The 19,330-nt window shown below is 63.1% G+C and carries 18 protein-coding genes; 10 read left to right on the top strand and 8 right to left on the bottom strand.

Translation table 11 applies throughout. The annotated features are described in order from the left end of the window. Window positions 1-3: 3 nt before the first annotated feature. Window positions 4-1,650 carry an ABC transporter permease gene (locus HV765_RS05300; protein ID WP_054421815.1) on the bottom strand — a complete coding sequence of 549 codons (1,647 nt, stop codon included), beginning with the start codon at window positions 1,648-1,650 and terminating at the stop codon, window positions 4-6. A 13-nt stretch (window positions 1,651-1,663) separates the two neighbouring features. Beyond that, entirely contained in the window at window positions 1,664-2,740 is a 1,077-nt protein-coding gene (locus HV765_RS05295) for an ABC transporter ATP-binding protein (protein WP_175169032.1), read from the bottom strand. Window positions 2,741-2,990: 250 nt separating this feature from the next. On the opposite strand from HV765_RS05295, the gene HV765_RS05290 reads away from it, so the two are divergent. The 3 genes from HV765_RS05290 to HV765_RS05280 all read left to right on the top strand — a co-directional run bounded on the left by HV765_RS05290 (window position 2,991) and on the right by HV765_RS05280 (window position 5,158). Further along, the gene (locus HV765_RS05290) at window positions 2,991-3,896 is read left to right on the top strand and encodes a LysR substrate-binding domain-containing protein (protein ID WP_175169031.1); all 906 of its coding nucleotides are present in this window, start codon (window positions 2,991-2,993) and stop codon (window positions 3,894-3,896) included. A gap of 18 nt (window positions 3,897-3,914) precedes the next feature. After that, entirely contained in the window at window positions 3,915-4,637 is a 723-nt protein-coding gene (gene serB / locus HV765_RS05285; RefSeq protein WP_175169030.1) for a phosphoserine phosphatase SerB, read from the top strand. A gap of 212 nt (window positions 4,638-4,849) precedes the next feature. Further along, window positions 4,850-5,158 (top strand): hypothetical protein, encoded by a 309-nt coding sequence (locus tag HV765_RS05280; protein WP_175169029.1) that lies wholly within the window; start codon window positions 4,850-4,852, stop codon window positions 5,156-5,158. Window positions 5,159-5,203: 45 nt separating this feature from the next. Here HV765_RS05280 and fabV read toward each other — a convergent pair whose 3' ends face one another. Together fabV and HV765_RS05270 are read right to left on the bottom strand one after the other, a co-directional pair. Continuing rightward, entirely contained in the window at window positions 5,204-6,394 is a 1,191-nt protein-coding gene (gene fabV, locus HV765_RS05275) for an enoyl-ACP reductase FabV (RefSeq protein ID WP_175169028.1), read from the bottom strand. Window positions 6,395-6,523: 129 nt separating this feature from the next. Then, the gene (locus HV765_RS05270; protein WP_054421824.1) at window positions 6,524-7,474 is read right to left on the bottom strand and encodes a DMT family transporter; all 951 of its coding nucleotides are present in this window, start codon (window positions 7,472-7,474) and stop codon (window positions 6,524-6,526) included. 72 nt (window positions 7,475-7,546) lie between these two features. Here HV765_RS05270 and HV765_RS05265 point away from each other — a divergent pair, with 72 nt between their 5' ends. The 7 genes from HV765_RS05265 (at window position 7,547) to HV765_RS05235 (ending at window position 14,900) form a co-directional block, all read left to right on the top strand. Beyond that, window positions 7,547-8,452 (top strand): LysR family transcriptional regulator, encoded by a 906-nt coding sequence (locus tag HV765_RS05265; RefSeq protein ID WP_054421826.1) that lies wholly within the window; start codon window positions 7,547-7,549, stop codon window positions 8,450-8,452. A gap of 367 nt (window positions 8,453-8,819) precedes the next feature. Then, a complete protein-coding gene (locus tag HV765_RS05260) occupies window positions 8,820-9,866 on the top strand; it encodes a TRAP transporter substrate-binding protein (RefSeq protein WP_054421828.1) in 1,047 nt (348 codons plus the stop codon). Between the two features lie 118 nt (window positions 9,867-9,984). Further along, window positions 9,985-10,605 carry a TRAP transporter small permease subunit gene (locus tag HV765_RS05255; RefSeq protein WP_054421830.1) on the top strand — a complete coding sequence of 207 codons (621 nt, stop codon included), beginning with the start codon at window positions 9,985-9,987 and terminating at the stop codon, window positions 10,603-10,605. Continuing rightward, a complete protein-coding gene (locus HV765_RS05250; protein ID WP_054421833.1) occupies window positions 10,602-11,885 on the top strand; it encodes a TRAP transporter large permease in 1,284 nt (427 codons plus the stop codon). Before HV765_RS05255 ends, HV765_RS05250 begins: the two co-directional genes overlap by 4 nt. A gap of 73 nt (window positions 11,886-11,958) precedes the next feature. Then, window positions 11,959-12,642, top strand: coding sequence for a DUF2848 domain-containing protein (locus tag HV765_RS05245; RefSeq protein WP_054421836.1), 684 nt, complete (start codon window positions 11,959-11,961; stop codon window positions 12,640-12,642). Between the two features lie 91 nt (window positions 12,643-12,733). After that, on the top strand, window positions 12,734-14,083 hold the full coding sequence (locus tag HV765_RS05240) for an amidase (RefSeq protein WP_054422412.1): 1,350 nt from the start codon (window positions 12,734-12,736) through the stop codon (window positions 14,081-14,083). A 10-nt stretch (window positions 14,084-14,093) separates the two neighbouring features. Further along, window positions 14,094-14,900: a putative hydro-lyase gene (locus HV765_RS05235; protein WP_054421838.1), complete on the top strand. Its 807-nt coding sequence runs from the start codon at window positions 14,094-14,096 to the stop codon at window positions 14,898-14,900. A 75-nt stretch (window positions 14,901-14,975) separates the two neighbouring features. On the opposite strand, the gene HV765_RS05230 is transcribed toward HV765_RS05235, so the two are convergent. From HV765_RS05230 to HV765_RS05215, 4 genes are all read right to left on the bottom strand, one after another. Continuing rightward, window positions 14,976-16,046: a porin gene (locus HV765_RS05230; protein WP_054421839.1), complete on the bottom strand. Its 1,071-nt coding sequence runs from the start codon at window positions 16,044-16,046 to the stop codon at window positions 14,976-14,978. A gap of 350 nt (window positions 16,047-16,396) precedes the next feature. Beyond that, window positions 16,397-17,698 (bottom strand): TRAP transporter large permease, encoded by a 1,302-nt coding sequence (locus HV765_RS05225; protein WP_054421841.1) that lies wholly within the window; start codon window positions 17,696-17,698, stop codon window positions 16,397-16,399. Continuing rightward, on the bottom strand, window positions 17,691-18,191 hold the full coding sequence (locus HV765_RS05220; protein ID WP_175169027.1) for a TRAP transporter small permease: 501 nt from the start codon (window positions 18,189-18,191) through the stop codon (window positions 17,691-17,693). The genes HV765_RS05225 and HV765_RS05220 overlap by 8 nt, the downstream gene beginning before the upstream one ends. 7 nt (window positions 18,192-18,198) lie before the next feature. After that, window positions 18,199-19,173 carry a TRAP transporter substrate-binding protein gene (locus HV765_RS05215; RefSeq protein ID WP_054421845.1) on the bottom strand — a complete coding sequence of 325 codons (975 nt, stop codon included), beginning with the start codon at window positions 19,171-19,173 and terminating at the stop codon, window positions 18,199-18,201. Window positions 19,174-19,330: the final 157 nt, after the last annotated feature.

Below are 19,330 nucleotides of genomic sequence, written 5' to 3'. Positions count from 1 at the left end.
GGGTTATTTGCCGGAGAACAGCTTGATGCGGAATGCTTTGACCGACACGATGATGGGCAGCACGATCACCGTGACCAGCGCCGCGCCATAGGCCGAGGCCATGCCGAGCCTGCCGCCGTCAACCTGGCGGAAGATGGCGATGGGCATGGTTTCCAGGCCGCCGCTGTAGGCCACGATGGACGCCGACAGCTCGGAAATCGTGGTCAGCCACATCAGGATGGCGGCCGAGATGATCGACGCCTTCATGGCGGGCAGGATCACCTTGAAGAACGTCATCAGCGGCGATACGCCCAGGCTGATCGACGCTTCCTCGATGGAGTCGGGAATGTTGAACAGCACCGACGACGCGTTGCGCACCGCAAACGGCAGACGGCGCACCGTGTAGCACAGCACCATGATTCCCGAGGTGCCCGCCAGCACCAGCCAGCCGGTGTTGAAGGTTTGCACCAGCGCAATGCCCAGCACCGTGCCGGAAATGGTCAGCGGCAGCACCACGATGTAGTCCAGCACCTGGGTAAAGGCGCTGCGCTTCTTGATGGTCAGATAGCTGACCAGCACCGCGAACGCCACGCCCAGCACCGTCGCCAGCGAGGCGAACTTCAGCGAGTTCAAGATCGGTTCAGGCGCGCCATGCACCGCGCGCTGCATGCTGGCCAACGACCATTGGCCCCATTGCATGACGGGTCCGCTGGTCTTCGTGAACGCGGCAATGAACACGATGATGAGCGGCAACATCGACACCAGAATCACCAGGCCCACGCCGCCCGCATACAGCACGGCGGTCCACGACCGCACGCGCACGGCGGCCGGCGCCCGCCCTTGCGTCATGGTGTAGACCTTGCGTTCCACCACGCGCTTTTGAAAGAACAGCACGATGGCGACGATGGCGATCGACACCACCGACATCGCGCTTTGCAGCGTGGGGCTGCCGCCCATTTCGCTGACGAAGGTGTTGTACGTCATGACCGACAAGAGCGGCACGCGGCTGCCCAGCAGCATCGCCAGCGCAAAGTTGCCGACCACCAGCGTGAACACCACCAGCGCATTGACCAGCACGGCGGGCAGCAGCACCGGCACCAGCACGCGCAGCTTGGTCAAGAGCGGCGGGGTGCCCAGGCTTAAGCCCGCTTCTTCCAGCTGCCCGTCAAAGCCGCGCAGCGCGGCCAGCACGCCCAGATAGATGTACGTGTAGTAGACGAGCGTCATGGAAAACACCATGCCCGTCCAGCCATAGAACGACGGCAGCGAAATGCCGGCGTCGCCCAACAGATTGGTCAACAAGCCGTTGTTGCCCAGGATCAGCAGCCACGACTGGCCCACGATGATCTCGGGGATCACGATGGTCAGCACGGGCAGGATCGCCACCAGGTTCTTCAGCGGAAAGTCGTAGCGCGCCACCAGATACGCGAACGGCACGCCCACCAGCACGGTGCAGGTGGTAACCGCCAAGCCCAGGATCAGCGTATTGCCGAAGGCCTCCAGATATTGCGAGTCGGCCAGCAGGGCTTTGAAGCCTTCCAGCGAAAAGCCGCCGTCCTGGCCGGTGATGCTGTTGCTGAACAGCACGCCCAGCGGATACAGCACGAAGAACAGCAGCAGCACCAGGCTGATTGCGGTCAGGATGCCCCAAGGCCACCATTTGATTTTCATGGCGTGCGTGTCCTCAGGCGTTGACGACGCGGCTGTCGGCGGGGATCAATACCTGCACGGCTTCGCCCGGCTGGAACTGCGCCACCATGTTGCCCGCATGCAGCTCCACGCGAATCTCGGCGCCGTTGTCCAACTGAATGCGGTACGCGGTCTTGAAGCCCAGGTATTGGCGGCGCAGCACCTTGCCAGGCAGCGTGTTGGGCACGTAAGGCGCGGGCGACATCAGCGCCAGTTCCTCGGGCCGGGCAATCAGCACGCCATTGGCGTCCAGGCGCGCGCTGCCTTGCACGCCATCAAACCCCAGGCCACACAATTCATAGCGCACATGCCCATCCGGCGCGCCGGCAAGACCCGTTTGCGCGGGCACGGGAATGACGTTGGCCGAACCAATGAAGTCAGCCACATACGCATTCACCGGCGTGCCGTACAGTTCTTCGGGCGTGCCCAACTGCGCGATGTTGCCGTGGTCCATGATGGCGATTCGGTCTGACATTGCCAGCGCCTCTTCCTGGTCGTGCGTGACGAACACGGTGGTAATGCCAGCTTCGCGCACCAGGTCCAGAATAACGTCGCGCATTTGCAGGCGCATCTTGGCGTCCAGGTTGGACAGTGGCTCATCCATCAGCAGCACGCGCGGCCGGATCACCAGTGCGCGCGCCAGCGCCACGCGTTGCCGCTGCCCGCCGCTCATCTGGGCGGGGTAGCGGTCAGCCAGCGCCAGCAGGCCCACGTTGTCCAGCGCTTCGTTAGTGCGGCGCGTGAGCTCTGCACGCGCCACGCCGCGCGCCCGCAAGCCATACGCCACGTTGTCAAACGCGGTCTTGTCGGGGAAGAGGGCGTAGTCCTGGAACACCATGCCGATATCGCGGCGGTGCGCGGACACATGCGTCACGTCGTCCTGATCGAACAGCAGGCGGCCGCCATCCGGCGCGTAGAAACCCGCAATGCAACGCAGCAAGGTGGTCTTGCCGCAACCGCTGGGGCCAAGCAGCGTATAGAACGCGCCGTCGGGAATGTGCAGCGACAGATTGCGCAACACCTGCTGCCCGCCGAAAGTCTTGGCGATGCCGTCTACTGTGATCGATGCCATATTCAGTTCCTGCTTAGGTTCCCGGCATCATAGGAACGGCTGTTGCGGTCGACCAGCAGTGTTTTTTAAGACATGGCGTTAGATTTTCTAAGAGGTCGGCGCCGCCGCTATCCCCTAGAATGCGGCAGAACAGAATAGGGCAGGCGCGGACGGCATGGCCACGCTGCCCATACATAAATCACAAGGGTAAACGTGAACAAGAGCAGCACAGGCTTGCGCCGCGCCGGCGCACGGGCGGACGCGCGCTGAGATGGCGGGGCCGAGTCTGCCGCCATTGAAGGCGTTGCGCGTGTTTGAAGCGGCGGCGCGTTTGCGCAGCTTCACCGCCGCCGCCGACGAGCTGAGCATTACGCATAGCGCCGTCAGCCAGCAGATCCGCATTCTTGAAGAGTATGTGGGGCAGCCGCTGTTCGCGCGCGAAGCGCGAGGCGTTGCGCTGCTGCCGTGCGCGCAAGCGTACTTCCCGGAAGTGCAGGCCAGCCTGGAACGCATCGCTGCCGCCACCGCCGCGCTGAAGTCGCCCGCCTATGGCGGCGTGCTGCGCGTGTGCGCCACACCGTCGCTGACCATGAAGTGGCTGATCCCGCGCCTGTCGACGTTCCAGGCGCAGCACCCTGGTATCGACGTGCAGCTCAGCACGCAGGCCCGTCCGTTTCTGGATCGTGGGGGTGACACCGGCAGCGATGTGCTCATCCGCCATGGCTTCATGACGCACGCCGAACTTGCTTGCGTGCATTGCCTGGATGATTTCCATGTGCCAGTGGCGTCGCCGCGTTTCATTGAACGCAACCGGCTGAACACGCCGGCCGATTGCCTTGCGCATCCGTTATTGAAAATATCCGGCGGCATGGATCACTGGCCGCGTTGGTTTGCGTTGGCCAAGGTGGATGTGCCGGCGCAATTGCCAGGGCCGGTCTTCGACCATCAATTTCTGTGCATGCAGGCCGCCATGAATGACCTGGGCATTGCGTTGGCGCCGTGGTGCTTGCTGGAAGACGATATCCGCGCGGACCGCCTGCGTCCGCTCTTTGCCCAGCCGCACCTGCCCAACGCCGGCATTCATGCGCTCTACCGGCAAGACGGCCCGGCCGCGGCATCGGCGCAATTGTTCATCGCATGGCTGTGTGCGCAGCAGCACGGCCTGGCTCATCCCTGAAAGACAAAGGACTCCCTCATGTTTCCCTCTGCCATTCCTGGCGTGCAGTGGCGTGGCATTACGCCGCCGCTTGCATTGTCCGACTACGCCGTCATCGCCTTCGACATGGACTCCACGCTGATCTCCATCGAGACGCTGGACGAAATGGCCGACCTGATGGGCAAGAAGGCCGAAGTGGCTGCCCTGACCGAAGCCGCGATGCGTGGCGACATCGTCGACTACAAGCAAAGCCTGCGAGACCGCGTGGCGTTGCTGGCTGGCATGCCTGAAGCTTTGCTGGATGAGGTCTACGAACAGCGCGTGCGCATCAACCCAGGCGCTGAAACGTTGATCGCCGCATGCAAAGCGGCCGGCTTGACGTGCCTGCTCGTGACGGGCGGCTTCACGTGTTTCACCGACCGTTTGCGTGTGCGATTGGGCTTGGACGATGTACGCGCCAACGTGCTGGACATTGTCGATGGACGCTTGACGGGCAAGCTGTTGCCGCAAGCGTGGGGCGACATCTGCGACGGCGAGGAAAAGCGCCGCAAGTTGCTGGAAGTGTGCGCACAACGTGGCGTCGGGCCGGAACGCGCCATTGCCGTGGGCGATGGCGCGAACGATCTTCCCATGATGCGGGCAGCGGGTTTGTCCGTGGGTTATCACGCCAAACCGGCGGTGCGCCAGGAAGTGAATGTCGCGATTGATGAAGGCGGACTGGATCAGCTGCTGGCGCTGATTCGGACAGAAGACGCAAAGTAAGCGGCGCTTTTAGATAAATTTCGGATTGATCCGAATAAAACTTGAGCGTAGTCTGATTGACATCGTTAGGTACGAAGGTTACGGCAAGGAGCGTTGATGGAAGCGGCACGGTCATGCCCGCCGTGCATGACTTAAGTTGTTCGCTAACCAGCCGTAATCACTAACAAGAAAGACATTTATTTGTGTCTTTCTGCCAACGACTGGGAGTGATCATGACTATTCGCGTCTCCGTTATTGCCGCCACGCTGTCTGTGTCGATGTGGGTTCCGCTGGCAGCGAATGCCGCGGGAGGCACCATCCGGTTCGTGGGCGCCATTGTTGAGCAGACCCGCTGTCAGGTGGGTACAACGGGCCTCTCCGCCCGGTCGATGCCTCAGGTGAATTGCGTGGCGCCAGCAGGCCAGCCGGCCTTGGTGCGTGACAATGTCGTCAAGGTCAGCACCAGAACCTTTACCCCCGAACCCGGCGCCAATGGCGCGCCCGAGCGGCAGCGCCGCGTGGTGACGCTGGAATATCTCTGATGCGGTAAATGCGGGGGGGCAATCCCCCCGCTTGGCGCCAAGCGCTTAGATCAGGCCGCGAATTTCAACGGCCGGGTCCACATCCGCTTCGTAATCCACACCTTCAATTTCAAAGCCGAACAAGCGCAGAAAGTCCTGCTTGTAGCCGGCGAAATCGGTCAGCTGATAGATGTTGTCGCTGGTGACCTGGTTCCACAGCGCCTGCACTTGTTCCTGCACGCTCGGGTCCAGTTCCTTGTAGTCGGCGCGCAGTCGGCCGTCCGCATCCAGGATGGGCGTGTCGCTGCACAGGCTGTCTTTGTACAGGCCGTAGACCTGTTCAATGCAGCCTTCGTGCGTGCCCTGCGCCTTCATTACCTTGAACAGCAACGACAGGTACAACGGCATCATCGGGATGGCCGAGCTGGCTTGCGTGACCACGGCTTTCAGCACCGACACGCGCGCGTCGCCGCCGCGCGCAGCCAGCTTGGCGCGGATGTCCAGCACCTTCTGGTCCAGGTCTTTCTTGGCGGCGCCGATCGAGCCATTCCAATAGATGTCGTGCGTGATCTTTTCGCCCAGGTACGTGAAGGCGGTGGTGGTGGCGCCTTCGGCCAGCACGCCGGCTTCAAGCAATGCATCGATCCACATCTGCCAGTCTTCGCCGCCCATGACGGCAACGGTGGCGTCGATCTCGGCTTGCGTGGCCGGTTCCAGCACAGACTCTTTCACCACTTCGCGGTCGGTGTCCAGGCCGCGCAGGTTCACGGCGTGGCCGATGGGTTTCAGCGTGGAATTGAAGACCTGGCCCGTCGTCGGGTGCGTGCGGCGCGGCGCGGCCAGGCTGTAGATCACCTGGTCAACCTGGCCCAGATCCGCCTTGATGGCGGCAATGGTCTTTTGCTTGATCTCATCAGAGAAGGCGTCGCCGTTGATGCTCTTGGCATACAGGCCGGCGGCGTCGGCCGCGCGATGGAAGGCGGCGCTGTTGTACCAGCCGGGCGTGCCCGCCTTGGTGGCTTCGGCCGGGCGTTCGAAGAACACGCCCAGCGTTTGTGCGCCACAGCCGAACGCTGCGCTGATGCGCGCCGCCAAGCCATATCCGGTCGACGCGCCCAACACCAGCACGCGCTTGGGGCCGCCGGCTATCGGACCTTGCGCCTTGACGTAGTCGATCTGGTTGTTGACATTGGCTTCGCAGCCGACGGGATGGGTGGTGACGCAGATGAAGCCGCGCACACGGGGCTTGATGATCATGAAGACCTCGCTCGGGGAATTGCCAGATGCCGGGAACGCCCATGCGCGGATGCGCAAAAAGCGACGAGCATTGTACGGGAGGCCGCCCGAGCGCGCTGGCGCGTCCGCCCGTAGCGGGGCGCCGTGGATTCAGCGGGCGGCTTGCCGTGCGATGGCCGCACCGCTTGCCAGGCTGCGGCGCCATTCCACCAGACCAATGCCGATGCCGCTGGCGCAGATGATGGCGATGCCCAGCCAGGTCAGCGGGTCGGGGAAATGGCCCCAGACCAGCCAGCCCACGGACGTCGCACTGATGATCTGCAAATAGATGAAGGGCGCAAGCGTGGAGGCGGGTGCGCGCCGGTAGGCGGCGATCTGGAACAGATGCCCGACGCCGCCCGTGACGCCGGTGGAGATCAGCAGGAACCAATCGAAGGCGGACAAGGATTGCAGCACCGGTAACGCGCCGGGCAGCACGAAGGGCAGGGTAAGCGTCAGGCAGGCTGTGCCCACCGCGCCGCTCCAGATCAGCGACGTGAACGGATCGTCGCCCGCGACCCGTCGCGTCGCAATGAATTGCGCGGCGAAGCAACAGGCCGTCAGCAGCCCGAAAATGGTGCCAATAGGATGCAGGCCGCCGCCCGGCCGGATGACGATGATCACGCCAATGAACGCAATGCCGGCCGCGACGAAGCGCGACAATCGGGCGGGCTCTTTCAACACCCAGGGCGCCAGCGACAGCACCAGCAGCGGCGCCAGAAAGTTGATGGCCGTGGCCTCGGCCTGCGGAATGTAGCTAAGCGTGGTGAAGAACATCAGCGTGGCCAGGAACATCGAGCCGCCGCGTATCAGTTGTTCGCGCGGGCGATTGCTGCGCAGCACGCTCACGCCTTTGGCGGGCAGCACCAGCGCCAGCACCAAAATCAAATGCACCACGTATCGGAACCAGGACAGCACCAGCAGCGGCACCCCTGCGTTCATCACCCATTTCCCGCTGGCGTCCAGGCACGACAGCGTCCACATCGATAGCACCAGCAGCAAAATTCCGACGAGCGGACCGCGGGTGGCGGGCGCGGCGGCTTGCGGGCGACCGGGGGACATGGACAAGCTCCTGGATGGGGGGATGGGCGGCTGCCATAATACGCCCATCGCGCAGGGGAAACAGACCAATCAATGATCGAATTACGCAACATCGAGACTTTTTTCTGGGTCGCCCGCCTGGGCAGCTTCCGCGCGGCCTCGGATAAGCTCAACACCACGCAACCCGCGGTGTCGCAGCGTATTGCCTCGCTTGAGGCCGATCTGGGCGTGTTGCTGTTCGAACGCGAGGCGCGCGGCGTCAAACTGACGGCCAAGGGTCACGAGCTTCTGTCCCACGCCGAACGCATGCTGCAAGTGCGGCGCGATATGTTCGAAGCGGCCCGCGAACAAAACGTCATGACAGGCACGGTGCGCATTGGTGTGGCGGAAACCATCGTGCAGACGTGGCTGCCCGCATTGATTGAATTGATCCACTCCACCTATCCGGCGCTGGTGCTGGAAATTGAAGTGGACACCACGCACGTGCTGCGCCCGCATCTGATGGCGCGCCAGATTGACCTGGCTTTCCTGATGGGGCCGGTGCTTGAGGCGCGCGTGGAAAATCTGCCGCTGTGCAGCTATCCGCTGGCCTGGGTCGCTAGCCCCGCGCTGGACCTGGGCCCTGAACCCTTGACGCTTGAACGTATCGGCAAGCTGCCCATCATCACGTACCCGTCCAACAGCGCGCCGTACCGGGTCGTGCGTGACATGCTGACGCGCGCGGGCGTGACGTCGCCGCGCATGTATGGCAGCGCGTCGATGTCGATGGTGGTGCGTATGACGCAAGACTGCATCGGCACCAGCGTCATCGCGCCGGTGTTTCTGGGCAAGGAGCTTGCGCGGGGCGAACTGCGCATCCTGCAAGTTCAGGCCGACCCCTTGCCCGAGCTGAATTTCACGGCGACGTGGGTGCAGGGGCCAGACAGCCATGCGGTTCGGATCATTGCGCAGATGGCGCAGAAGGTCGCGGCGCAGGCCGAAGGCGGCATTCCGCTCTAGGTGTTTTCCCCTGGCCGGGGGGCGTCGCAGGTTCAAATCAATCGGGCAGCACCGTCGCGCACGGCAGCATCATCTGCCCGCAAACCCGCGCCAATGCTGGGTCTTGCGAAATTTCTCCCCGCCTGTCCGGCGAGACCCAAGAAAAATTTATACCCCCACATCGCAACTAACGATTGGACGCTGGCCGCCCCTGACGATGCAATGGCGTCATATCAATAAGTAGCGCCTGGATACACAGTGCGGGGGAAAAAACATGAATTGGCCAACGCTTGACTCCCGTCCCTGAATCCCACATTCCACCCGCGTGCGACCAGGATAACGGGAACCCGCGCGCGATAGACCATCCCGCCAGCCAGGAGTTTTGTCCATGAAGAAGTCTCTTGTTTTCGCCGCCGTCGCTGCCAGCTTGTTGGCCGGCGCCGTCCACGCACAAGATCTGCCCAAGACCCACTTGAAGGTCGTGGGCGGCCTGTCCAACTTGACCGCGTACAACGACTACGAAAAGCCGTTCTGGACCAAGACCATTCCTGAGCTGTCCAAGGGTCAGGTCACGGCCGACATCAAGGGCTTCAACGAAATGGGCCTGAAGGGGCCGGAGCTGCTGCGCCTGATGTCGCAAGGCGTGGTCGAATTCGGCACCGCCACCTTGTCGTACTTCGCCAGCGACAACCCCATCAACGAAGCCATCGACCTGGCCGGCCTGGCGCCGGACGTCAAGACCGCGCGCGCCGTCACCGATGCATTCGAACCCGTCTACGCCAAGCTCTACGGCGAAGGCAACAACGTCAAGCTGCTGGGCATTTCGACCTATCCCGCGCAAGTGCTGTTCTGCAATGCAGACATCAAGGGCCTGGCCGACATCAAGGGCAAGAAGGTTCGCACCAGCAGCCGCACCACCGCCGAATTCGTTGAAGCGCTGGGCGGTTCCAGCGTGACGATGGCCTTCGGTGAAGTGGTGCCGGCCTTGCAGAACAAGGTGGTGGATTGCGCCATCACGGGTTCGCTGTCGGGCTATTCGGCCAAGTGGTACGAAGTGTCCACGCACCTGGTGGCGCTGCCGATCAACTGGAACCAGCAGATCCACGCCGTCAACCAGAAGGCCTGGGACAAGCTGGACCCCGCCGTGCGCACGTTCCTGCAAGCCAACGTGAAGACGCTGGTCGACAACATCTGGGAAGGCGCCGCGCGCCAGACGCAGGAAGGCTATGACTGCAACACGGGCGCTGCCGCTTGCCCGTTCCCGGTCAAGGGCAAGATGGTGTTGGTTCAGCCGTCGGACGCCGACCGTGCGCTGTTGAAGAAGATTGCCAACGAAGCCGTGCTGCCCAAGTGGGCCGCCCGTTGCTCGGCCCAGTGCGTGAAAGACTTCAACGCCACCATTGGCAAGACGCTGGGCCTGACCGCCAGCAAGTAAGCGTCACAGCGCGCCGCCGCCAGTCGCGGCGGCGCGTTGTCTGGCTTGTCATTAGGGGCGTATGTCCAATTATGGGCTTATGTCCAATTCCGGGCTTATGTCCGCAGAGGTTCCACTCATGACCCAAACCGAACACTTCCGCCTGCTGGGCGGCCTGTTGCGGCGCGCCGAGAGTTTTTCGCGCGCAGCCGTCTGGGCCGGCGGCGCCTTGACGGTGGCCAGCGTGCTGCTGATCTCCTTTGACGTTCTGGCCCGCAAATTCCTGGGCTTCAACACCGGCGGCGCGGACGAACTGTCCAGCTACGCCTTCGCCATCAGTACCTCGTGGGCCTTGGCGTTCGCCACCTTGCAGCGCGCCAACGTGCGCGTTGACGTGCTTTACCAATATTTGCCGGTGCGCCTGTCGGCCGTGCTGGATTGGATTTCCATGGTGGCCATGGCCGTCTTCATGGTGTTCCTGACCTACTACGCCTACGACGTGGTGCAAACCTCATGGATGCAGAAGTCCGCGGCCAACACGCCGCTTGCGACCCCGTTGTGGATTCCGCAGGGCTTGTGGATGCTGGGCCTGGCCTGGATGTGCATCACCGTGGCGTTGATGCTGGCGCGTGCGTCGGCCGCGCTGGTCACGGGCGACATCGAACTGGTCAAGCAAATCTGCGGCGTGCGTTCCGCGCAGGAAGAAGCTGACGAAGAAGCCGCCGCAGGCGAGCGCATGGTGAAGGGAGAAGCGGCATGATTTCCACCGCATTGACGTTGTTGCTGGTGCTGATCGGCCTGTCCATTCCCGTGGGCGCGGCGCTTGGCGTGTTGGGTCTGATCCTGGACCCGCTGTTCTCGATGCTGCCGCTGTCGCGCGCCATCGGTGAAATCTCCTGGAGCTCGAATAACGAGTTCCTGCTGGTGGCGATTCCGCTGTTCATCATGCTGGGTGAAGTGCTGTTGCGCGCAGGCTTCGCTGAACGTATGTACAGCGCGATGAGCCTGTGGCTGTCGTGGCTGCCGGGCGGGCTGATGCACGCCAACATCGGCGCTTCGACGCTGTTCTCGGCCACCTCCGGTTCCAGCGTGGCCACTGCGGCCACGGTGGGTACCGTCGCCATTCCGCAGATCCGCAAGTATGGCTACAACGAGCCGCTGTTCCTGGGCAGTTTGGCCGCGGGCGGCACGCTGGGCATCCTGATTCCGCCGTCGATCAACCTGGTCATCTATGGCGTGCTGACGAACTCGTCGGTGCCCAAGCTGTACCTGGCGGGCATCATCCCGGGCTTCGCCATGGCCGCGTTGTTCATGTTGACGGTCGTTGTCGCTTGCGTGGCCAAGCCGTCCTGGGGCGGCAAGAAGATTCATGCGACGTGGGGCCAACGCTTCGCCAGCCTGGTGCACTTGGCGCCGCCGATGGGGATCTTCTTCCTGGTTGTGGGTTCCATCTACGCGGGCCTGGCCACGCCGACGGAAGCGGCCGCGTTGGGCGTGTTGGGCGCGTTCATCCTGGCGGCCTGGTTCCGGCGCTTGACCTGGAACATGCTGCGCGAAGTGATGGAAGGCACGATGCGTTCCACGGCGATGATCATGCTGATCGTCATCGCGGCCAGCTTCCTGAACTTTGTGATGTCGGCCACCGGCCTGACGGATGCGCTGACGCAATCCATCACCGGCCTGGGCCTGTCGCCGGGCTGGATGCTGCTGATCGTGGTGATCTTCTATCTGGTGCTGGGCTGCTTCATGGAAACGCTGTCCATGATGATCACGACGATTCCCATCGTTGCGCCCATCATGATCGGCCTGGGCTATGACCCGATCTGGCTCGGCATCGTGATCATCGTGTTGGTGGAAGCCGCCCTGATTACCCCGCCCGTGGGTCTGAACCTGTTCGTGGTGCAGAGCCTGCGCAAGAGCGGCTCCATGAGCGCCGTCATTGTGGGCAGCCTACCGTTCGTGGGCGCCATGTTCGTGATGCTGGCTTTGCTGGCGTTCTGGCCCGACATCGCGCTGTGGCTGCCGCGCGCGTTTGGCTGAGCTTCATTTGCTTGATTTGGGTGCGGCCCCGTGCGGCCGCACCGTTTTCCACCCGTAAATTCGCAGGACTGATATGAAAGCCGTATTCAATCTCAACGACGCCAATCCCCGCCAGGTGGAAGTGGACTTCAACACGCTGATCGTGGCCGGCTGGGCGGGTCGCGACATCGCCGCCATCGAGCACCACATCGAAGAACTGGCCGCCATCGGCGTGCCGCGTCCGACCAGCGTGCCGCTGTACTACCGCATCGCCGACAACCAGCTGACGCAAGCCGAGCACGTGCAAGCCGTGGGCGAAGAGTCGTCGGGCGAAGTGGAAACCTTTGTGTTCGCGGTGGACGGCGAAATGTACGTCAGCATCGCGTCCGACCACACCGACCGCAAGCTGGAGACGGTCAGCGTCGCCATGTCCAAGCAGGTTTGCGTGAAGCCGGTCGCGACCGAAGCCTGGCGTTTGGCCGACGTGGCCGACTACTGGGACGAATTGGTCATCCGTTCGTACATTGTTGAAAACGGCGAAAAGGTCTTGTACCAGGAAGGCCCGCTGTCCACGTTGCGCACGCCGCAAGACCTGATCGCCGGCTACACCGGCGGCGCAGCGGTTCTGCCGCAAGGCGCGGGCATGACGTGCGGCACCGTGGGCGCCATCGGCGGCATCCGCGCCGCAGCGGATTTCACGATGGAACTGTTCGATCCGCGCCTCCAACGCACGATCAGCCACCGCTATCATGTGGAATCGCTGCCTGTCGTCGCCTGATTCCGATCGCGCACGGCATTGAACACCCGGCGCGTTCCCATGGGGCGCGCCTGTTCGCACTTTTACGCCGCAAGTCGGCACGAGGACAATGATGGTTTCGACCTTGAATGAACTGACCTTGGCCCTGAGCGAGGGCCGCGCGAGCTCCGTCGAGCTGACCGAAGCTGCGCTGGCGCGCGCACAAGACGCAGCGGGCGAGGGCGCCCGCGTGTTCACCAAGCTGTACGCCGAGTCGGCGTTGGCTCAGGCGCGCGCTTCCGACACCCTGCGCGCGGCGGGTATCGTCCGTTCGGCGGTGGAAGGCTTGCCGATCAGCATCAAAGACTTGTTCGACATCGAAGGCGAAACCACCATGGCCGGCTCGGTCGCCCGCGAAGGCGAACCGGCGGCGGATGCCAATGCCGAAGTCGTGCAGCGTTTGATCGCCGCAGGCGCCGTCATCATCGGCCGCACCAACATGACCGAATTCGCGTATTCGGGCCTGGGCATCAACCCGCACTACGGCACGCCGCTCAATCCTTATGACCGCAAGACCGGCCGCATTCCCGGCGGTTCGTCCTCGGGCGCCGCAGTGTCTGTCGCCGACGGCATGGCCGCAGCCGGCATCGGTTCGGATACGGGCGGTTCGGTGCGCATCCCGGCCGCGCTGTGCGGCTTGACCGGTTTCAAACCCAGCGCCTGGCGCGTGTCCATGACGGGTGTGCTGCCCTTGTCGGCCAACCTGGATTCCATCGGCCCCATCGCCGCCAGCGTGCGCTGCTGCGCCGAGCTGGACGCCATTCTGTCGGGCGACGGCGGCCCGGTGCCGGAAGCCATGCCGCTGCGCGGCCTGCGCCTGGCAGTGCCGACCACGCTGGCGCTGGACGCCATGGAAAAGCACGTTGCGGACACCTTCGCCGCCACGGTCGCGCGCTTGAAGGAAGCGGGCGCGCTGGTGGATGAAATCGCCATCCCCGAATTCGCCGAGCTGGGCAGCATCAACAGCAAGGGCGGCTTCACCGCTGCGGAAGCGTGGGCCTGGCATCGCGGCCTGATCGCGCGCGCCGGCAAGCGCTACGACCCCCGCGTGGTGTCGCGCATCATGCGCGGCCAGGACATGAGCGCCGCAGACTATCTGGACTTGCTTGACGCACGCGAAGCGTGGGTGGCGGCGGTGGATCACCGCATTGCCGGCTACGACGCCCTGATCATGCCAACGACGCCCATCGTGGCGCCGGCGGTGGCGGACTTGGCCGCATCCGATGACGCCTACTACGCCGCCAACGGCCTGATCCTGCGCAACCCCACGCTGATCAACTTCCTGGATGGTTGCGCCTTGTCGTTGCCGTGCCATGCCGAAGGCACCGCGCCGGTCGGTCTGATGATCGCCGCCAGCAATGGCGCCGACCGTCGCGTCCTGGCCATTGGCCAGGCAGTGGAAGACCTGCTGGCCGCACGTTAAAAGGAATGTCATGGTGTCCGCCAACGTCGTACGCAATAGTGTTGAGCTGGCCCGCCAAGCGCGTCTGGACGCGCGCAGCGGGCTGCTGACCGGACCCACCGCGAATCTGGCTCCCGGCCATGTGCAGGCCAATCTGGCGATTCTGCCGCGCGCGCTCGCGGCAGATTTCCTGCACTTCTGCCAGCGCAACCCGAAGCCATGCCCGTTGTTGGCGATGTCAGAACCCGGCAACCCGGCGCTGCCGGAGCTGGGCGCTGACATCGATATCCGTACCGATATCCCGCGCTATCGCGTCTGGAAGGATGGCGAGCTCATCGCCGAGCCCACGGACGTGCGGGATATCTGGCGTGATGACTTGGTGTCGTTCCTGATCGGCTGCTCGTTCTCGTTTGAAGAAGCAATGCTGGACAACGGCCTGCCGGTGCGCCACATCGAGCAGGGCAGCAACGTGCCCATGTACCGCACCAACATCCCCACGCACCCCGCTGGCGCCTTCAGCGGCCCGCTGGTGGTGTCGATGCGGCCGTTGAAGGCGGCGGATGCCATCCGCGCCATTCAGGTCACGTCGCGATTTCCGTCTGTGCACGGCGCGCCGGTACACATCGGCGACCCGTCACTGATCGGCATTGCGGATATCAATCGCCCCGACTACGGGGATGCGGTTGAGATCCGGCCAGGCGAAATGCCGGTGTTCTGGGCCTGCGGCGTCACGCCGCAATCGGTGGTGGCGTCGGTGCGCCCGGACTTCTGCATCACGCATGCGCCGGGCCACATGCTGGTGACAGACCTCATCAACAGCCGCATGGCGATGCTGTAGAAAGCAAAAAGCCCATCGCAAACACGATGGGCTTTTTTTTTATGCGGCGGGGGTTCGCCGCAATGCGTGCAGGTCTTAGAAGATGTGGCGGAAGCCCACGGCTGCGCCGACCTGGTTGCTCTTGCCGGCGATTTCGCCGCTGGCGGCATCGCTGACCTTGTTCCAGTCCACGGTGCCATAGACTTGCGAACGCTTGGACAGCGAGTACTCAGCCACGGCAACCAGCGCGTAGCGCTTGCCCTTGTCGCCGTCGGTGACCACGTTCTTGCTTTGGTCGTAGTAACCGGCGCCGGTGATGGCCCAGCGCGGGGTGGCTTGCCACGTCACGCCGGCGAAATAGCCGTTGTCTTTGCGGTCCAGGCTGGCGGTGGTGGTGCCGCCCATGACGGCGTTGACCCAACCCGTTTCATCGCGGCCGTTGTAGTAGCCGGCGAACACCTTGGCGCTATCGAACTGGTAGGACGCGTTCAAGTTCCACACGCGCTGGCGCAGGTCGGAATTGCCGCCGTCATAGGTCTGCTGGTACGCCGCGCCCAGGCCGAGCTTGCCGACCATGTAGCGCAGGCTGGCGCCGTATTGCTGGCCGGCCTTGTGGTCTTCCCAGCTTTCGCCGTTCGCCCACGACAACGCCAGCGACAGGTCGCCAATGGTGTTGGCGTACTTGGTCATGTTGTTGGTGCGCACGCGCGACATGGCGGCGGGCAGCCAGGCGTTCTGGTCGTAGTTGCCGACGGTCAGCGGGTCGAAGTAGTCGGCCAGCAGGTCGAACATCGGCGTGTTCTGCAGACCCAAGGTCAACTGGCCGATGTTGCCGCCGTCCAGGCCAACGTAGGCCAGGCGGCCAAACGTCTTGCCGGTGGCCGACGAATTGCCGTTCTGCATGTTGAAGCCGTTTTCCAGGCGGAAGAAGGCACGGTTGCCGTTGCCCAGGTCTTCCGAGCCGCGCAGGCCCCAACGGCTGTTGGAGATAGCACCGTTTTCCATCGAGACGCGGCTGCCGTCCTGGCCAACGCTGCCGGCGCTGGTGCTCAGGTAGCGGATGCTGACGTCGGCAATGCCGTAGAGCGTGACGCTGGTTTCGGCGGAAGCGGCGCCGGCTGCCAAGCCGAGACCGGCTGCGGCGAGCGTAAGGGTGATGCGTTTCACTGAGGACTCCTCCTGTGTAGCTGTTTTTGGTTGCTCCAGGCTTGTGGCCCGGTCTGTTGCGCCTGGCGGATCGTCGGACGCTGGGCCTTTGCACCGACGCTTTGAATAAGCGAGGGGTCCGGAGCGTAGGCCCAATAGCGGTAATTGCAGGGTCGACTGCGCCAAAGTGGTGCAACGGATTAGCGCCAGGGGATTCTAAAAAAGTTACGGGTTGTGTAGTACCAATTTTTTTTTGGCGTTTTCCCTGGTTTACAGATCCTCAAAACCGCGCCGTGTGCGGAACAATGGCGCGATTGTTCCAAAAAAAACCCCGGTCCAGGACCGGGGTTTGTGGGTGTTGCCCAAGCGCTTTACAGCGTCATGTGCAAAGGCAGCCACGTTGCAATGCCGGGCACCACATAAAGCAGCAGCACGGCAAGAATCATCAGGAAAAACATGGGCAGCGAGGCGCGCGCAATGTAAGGCAGCTCGCGTCCGCTCATGCCCGACAGCACGAACAGGTTGAAGCCGACAGGCGGCGTGATCTGTGCCATTTCCACCACGAAAACGATGAAGATGCCGAACCAGATCAGGTCGATACCGGCCGCTTGCACGGTCGGCAGCAGCACGCCCATGGTCAGCACGACAATCGAAATGCCATCCAGGAAGCAGCCCAGCACGATGAAGAACACCATCAGCGCCATGATCAGGCCGAACTGCGACAAGCCCAGTCCGCCGATCCATTCCGCCAGCGCGCGCGGCAGGCCGATATAGCCCATCGCCAGCGTCAGGAACTGCGCACCCGCCAGAATCAGCGCAATCATGCAGTACAGGCGCGTCGCGCCCAGCAGCGATTGTTTGAACGTTGAGAGGTTTAGCGAGCCTTGCAGGCCGGACAGGATCAGCGCACCCACCACACCCACCGCCGCCGCTTCCGTGGCGGTGGCGATACCGGTATAGATTGAACCCAGCACGGCGCCAATCAGCAGCATCACGGGAATCAGGTGCCGCGATTGCGACAGCTTCTGCATGAACGACATGCCGGGGTCCGCCTTGGGCACCTGGCCAGGGTTGCGGATCGCCCACCACGCGATATAGCCCATGAACAGCAAGGCAAGCAGAATGCCCGGCACGATGCCGGCGATGAAGAGCTTGGCAATCGACACGTCTGCCGCCACGCCGTAGACGATCATGATGATCGATGGCGGAATCAGCAGGCCCAGCGTACCGGCGCCCGACAGCGTGCCCAGGATCTTATCCTCGGGGTAGCCACGGCGCGTCAGTTCGGGGATGGTCATCTTGCCAACCGTTGCGCAGGTGGCGGCTGACGAGCCCGACACGGCCGCAAAAATGGCGCAGCCGATCACGTTCGTGTGCAGCAGCCGGCCCGGCAGGCGGTTCAGCCAGGGCGCCAGGCCCTTGAACAGATCCTCTGACAAGCGGGTGCGGAACAGGATTTCGCCCATCCACAGGAACAAGGGAAGGGCGGTCAGCGTCCAGCTGGACGACGCGCCCCAGATCGTGACGGCCATGGCGTCGCCCGCCGGGCGGCTGGAGAAAATCTCCATGCCGATCCAGGCCGTGCCTGCCAGCGTCAGGCCAACCCAGACTCCGCAGCCCAGCAGCGCAAAGATCGAGACGACCAATAGGGTAATGACGAGAAGTTCATTCATGGGTTTGCTGCGAAGTAGCGGCGGACAGGCCGCGCGCACGCCGGACCAGTTCGTCGATAAGAGCGATCAGGAACAAGACCGTACCCACCGCCATCGTGATCTGGGGAATCCAGAGCGGCGTGGCGTCGTTGGACGTGGAGATGTCGTTGAACAGCCAGGAGTCATACGTCAGCTTGACGCTGAAGAAGGCGAAGGCGGCGGCGAGCAGGCAGCCGACCGCCAAGGCGAAAATGTCCAGCCGGCGGCTGCCAGCGGGGGACAGCGAATTCAACAGCAGCGTCACGCGGATGTGTTCGCCGTGCTTGAACGTGCTGGCCAGCGCCAGGAAGCCTGCGGCGGCCATGAAGTACCCGGCGTAGGCGTCGGTGCCCGGAATATTGAAGCTGAGCTGGCGGGCGATGATCGCCGCCAGCACCGACACCAGCACGCCAATCGTGCACAAGCCGGCCAACAGGCCGGCCGCGCCGTAAAGACCATCTAGAAAGCGGCGCATGGCGATATCACTGCTTCTTATAGGCATCGATCATGGCTTGGCCGTCGGCGCCCGCCTTCTTCAGCCAGTCATCAAGCATGCGCTTGCCGATAACCGACAGGCCTTCCTTCAATTCCACGGTGGGCTTGATGGTTTCCATGCCGTTCTTGGCCAGCTCTTCCTGATACCACTTGTTCTTTTCCTGCGACAGCTTCCAGCCGCGTTCCTCGGCTTGCGCACCGGCCTTCTTCAAGGCGGCTTGGGTCGCGGGGTCCAGCGCATCGAAGGCCTTCTTGTTCACGATGATGGCGTTCTTGGGCAGCCAGGCCTGCGTGTCGTAGAACTTCTTGATGTATTCGTAGGTCTTGGTGTCGTAGCCGGTGGAGGCCGACGACATGTACGAGTCGATCACGCCCGTTGCCAGCGCCTGCGCCAATTCAGCCTGCTGCACCGTCACCGGTTGCGCGCCGACCAGTTCGGCAATCTTGGCCGTGACGGGGCTGTACGCGCGCCACTTCAGGCCCTTCATGTCGCTGATCTGCTTGATGTCCTTGTTGGCGAAAATGCCTTGGGGTGGCCACGCCACGGCGTACAGCAGCGTCATGCCTTGCGAAGCCAGCTTCTTTTCCAGGAACGGCTTTTGCGCTTGATACAGCTTGAACGACGCTTCGTAGCCGGTGGCCAGGAAGGGCAGGCCGTCCAATTCGTAGATCGGGTCTTCGTTGGCGAAGTTGGTCAGCAGGATTTCGCCGATCTGCGCCTGGTTGCCTTGCACGGCGCGCTTGATTTCCGGCGCCTTGTACAAGGACGCGTTGTTGTGCAGCTGAATCTTCAGCTTGCCTTCAGACAGCGTGTCGACGTCCTTGATGAAGGTCGTCAGGTTCTCAACGTGGAAGTTGCTTGCCGGGTAGGCACTGGGCAGATCCCATTTGGTTTGAGCCTGTGCGCCCGCGCTGAACGCCAGGATGATGCTGCCAGCCAGCAGCGAGATTTTCTTGTACATGGATGGGTCCTTCTTTGCGAATGATGAAGACGGGTTGTGCCCGATAGGCATTGCGAAAGAGACTGCTGCGCGCGTGACGCGCTGCCGAAAAGCCGTCACATTCTATGTTGCTGTGCGGTAACAGGGCGCGGGAAATCGCGTGTTTACGGGTAATTCC

Source organism: Achromobacter kerstersii, assembly GCF_902859595.1.
GTDB lineage: Bacteria > Pseudomonadota > Gammaproteobacteria > Burkholderiales > Burkholderiaceae_B > Achromobacter > Achromobacter kerstersii.
This window is presented reverse-complemented; position numbering and strand designations above follow the sequence as displayed.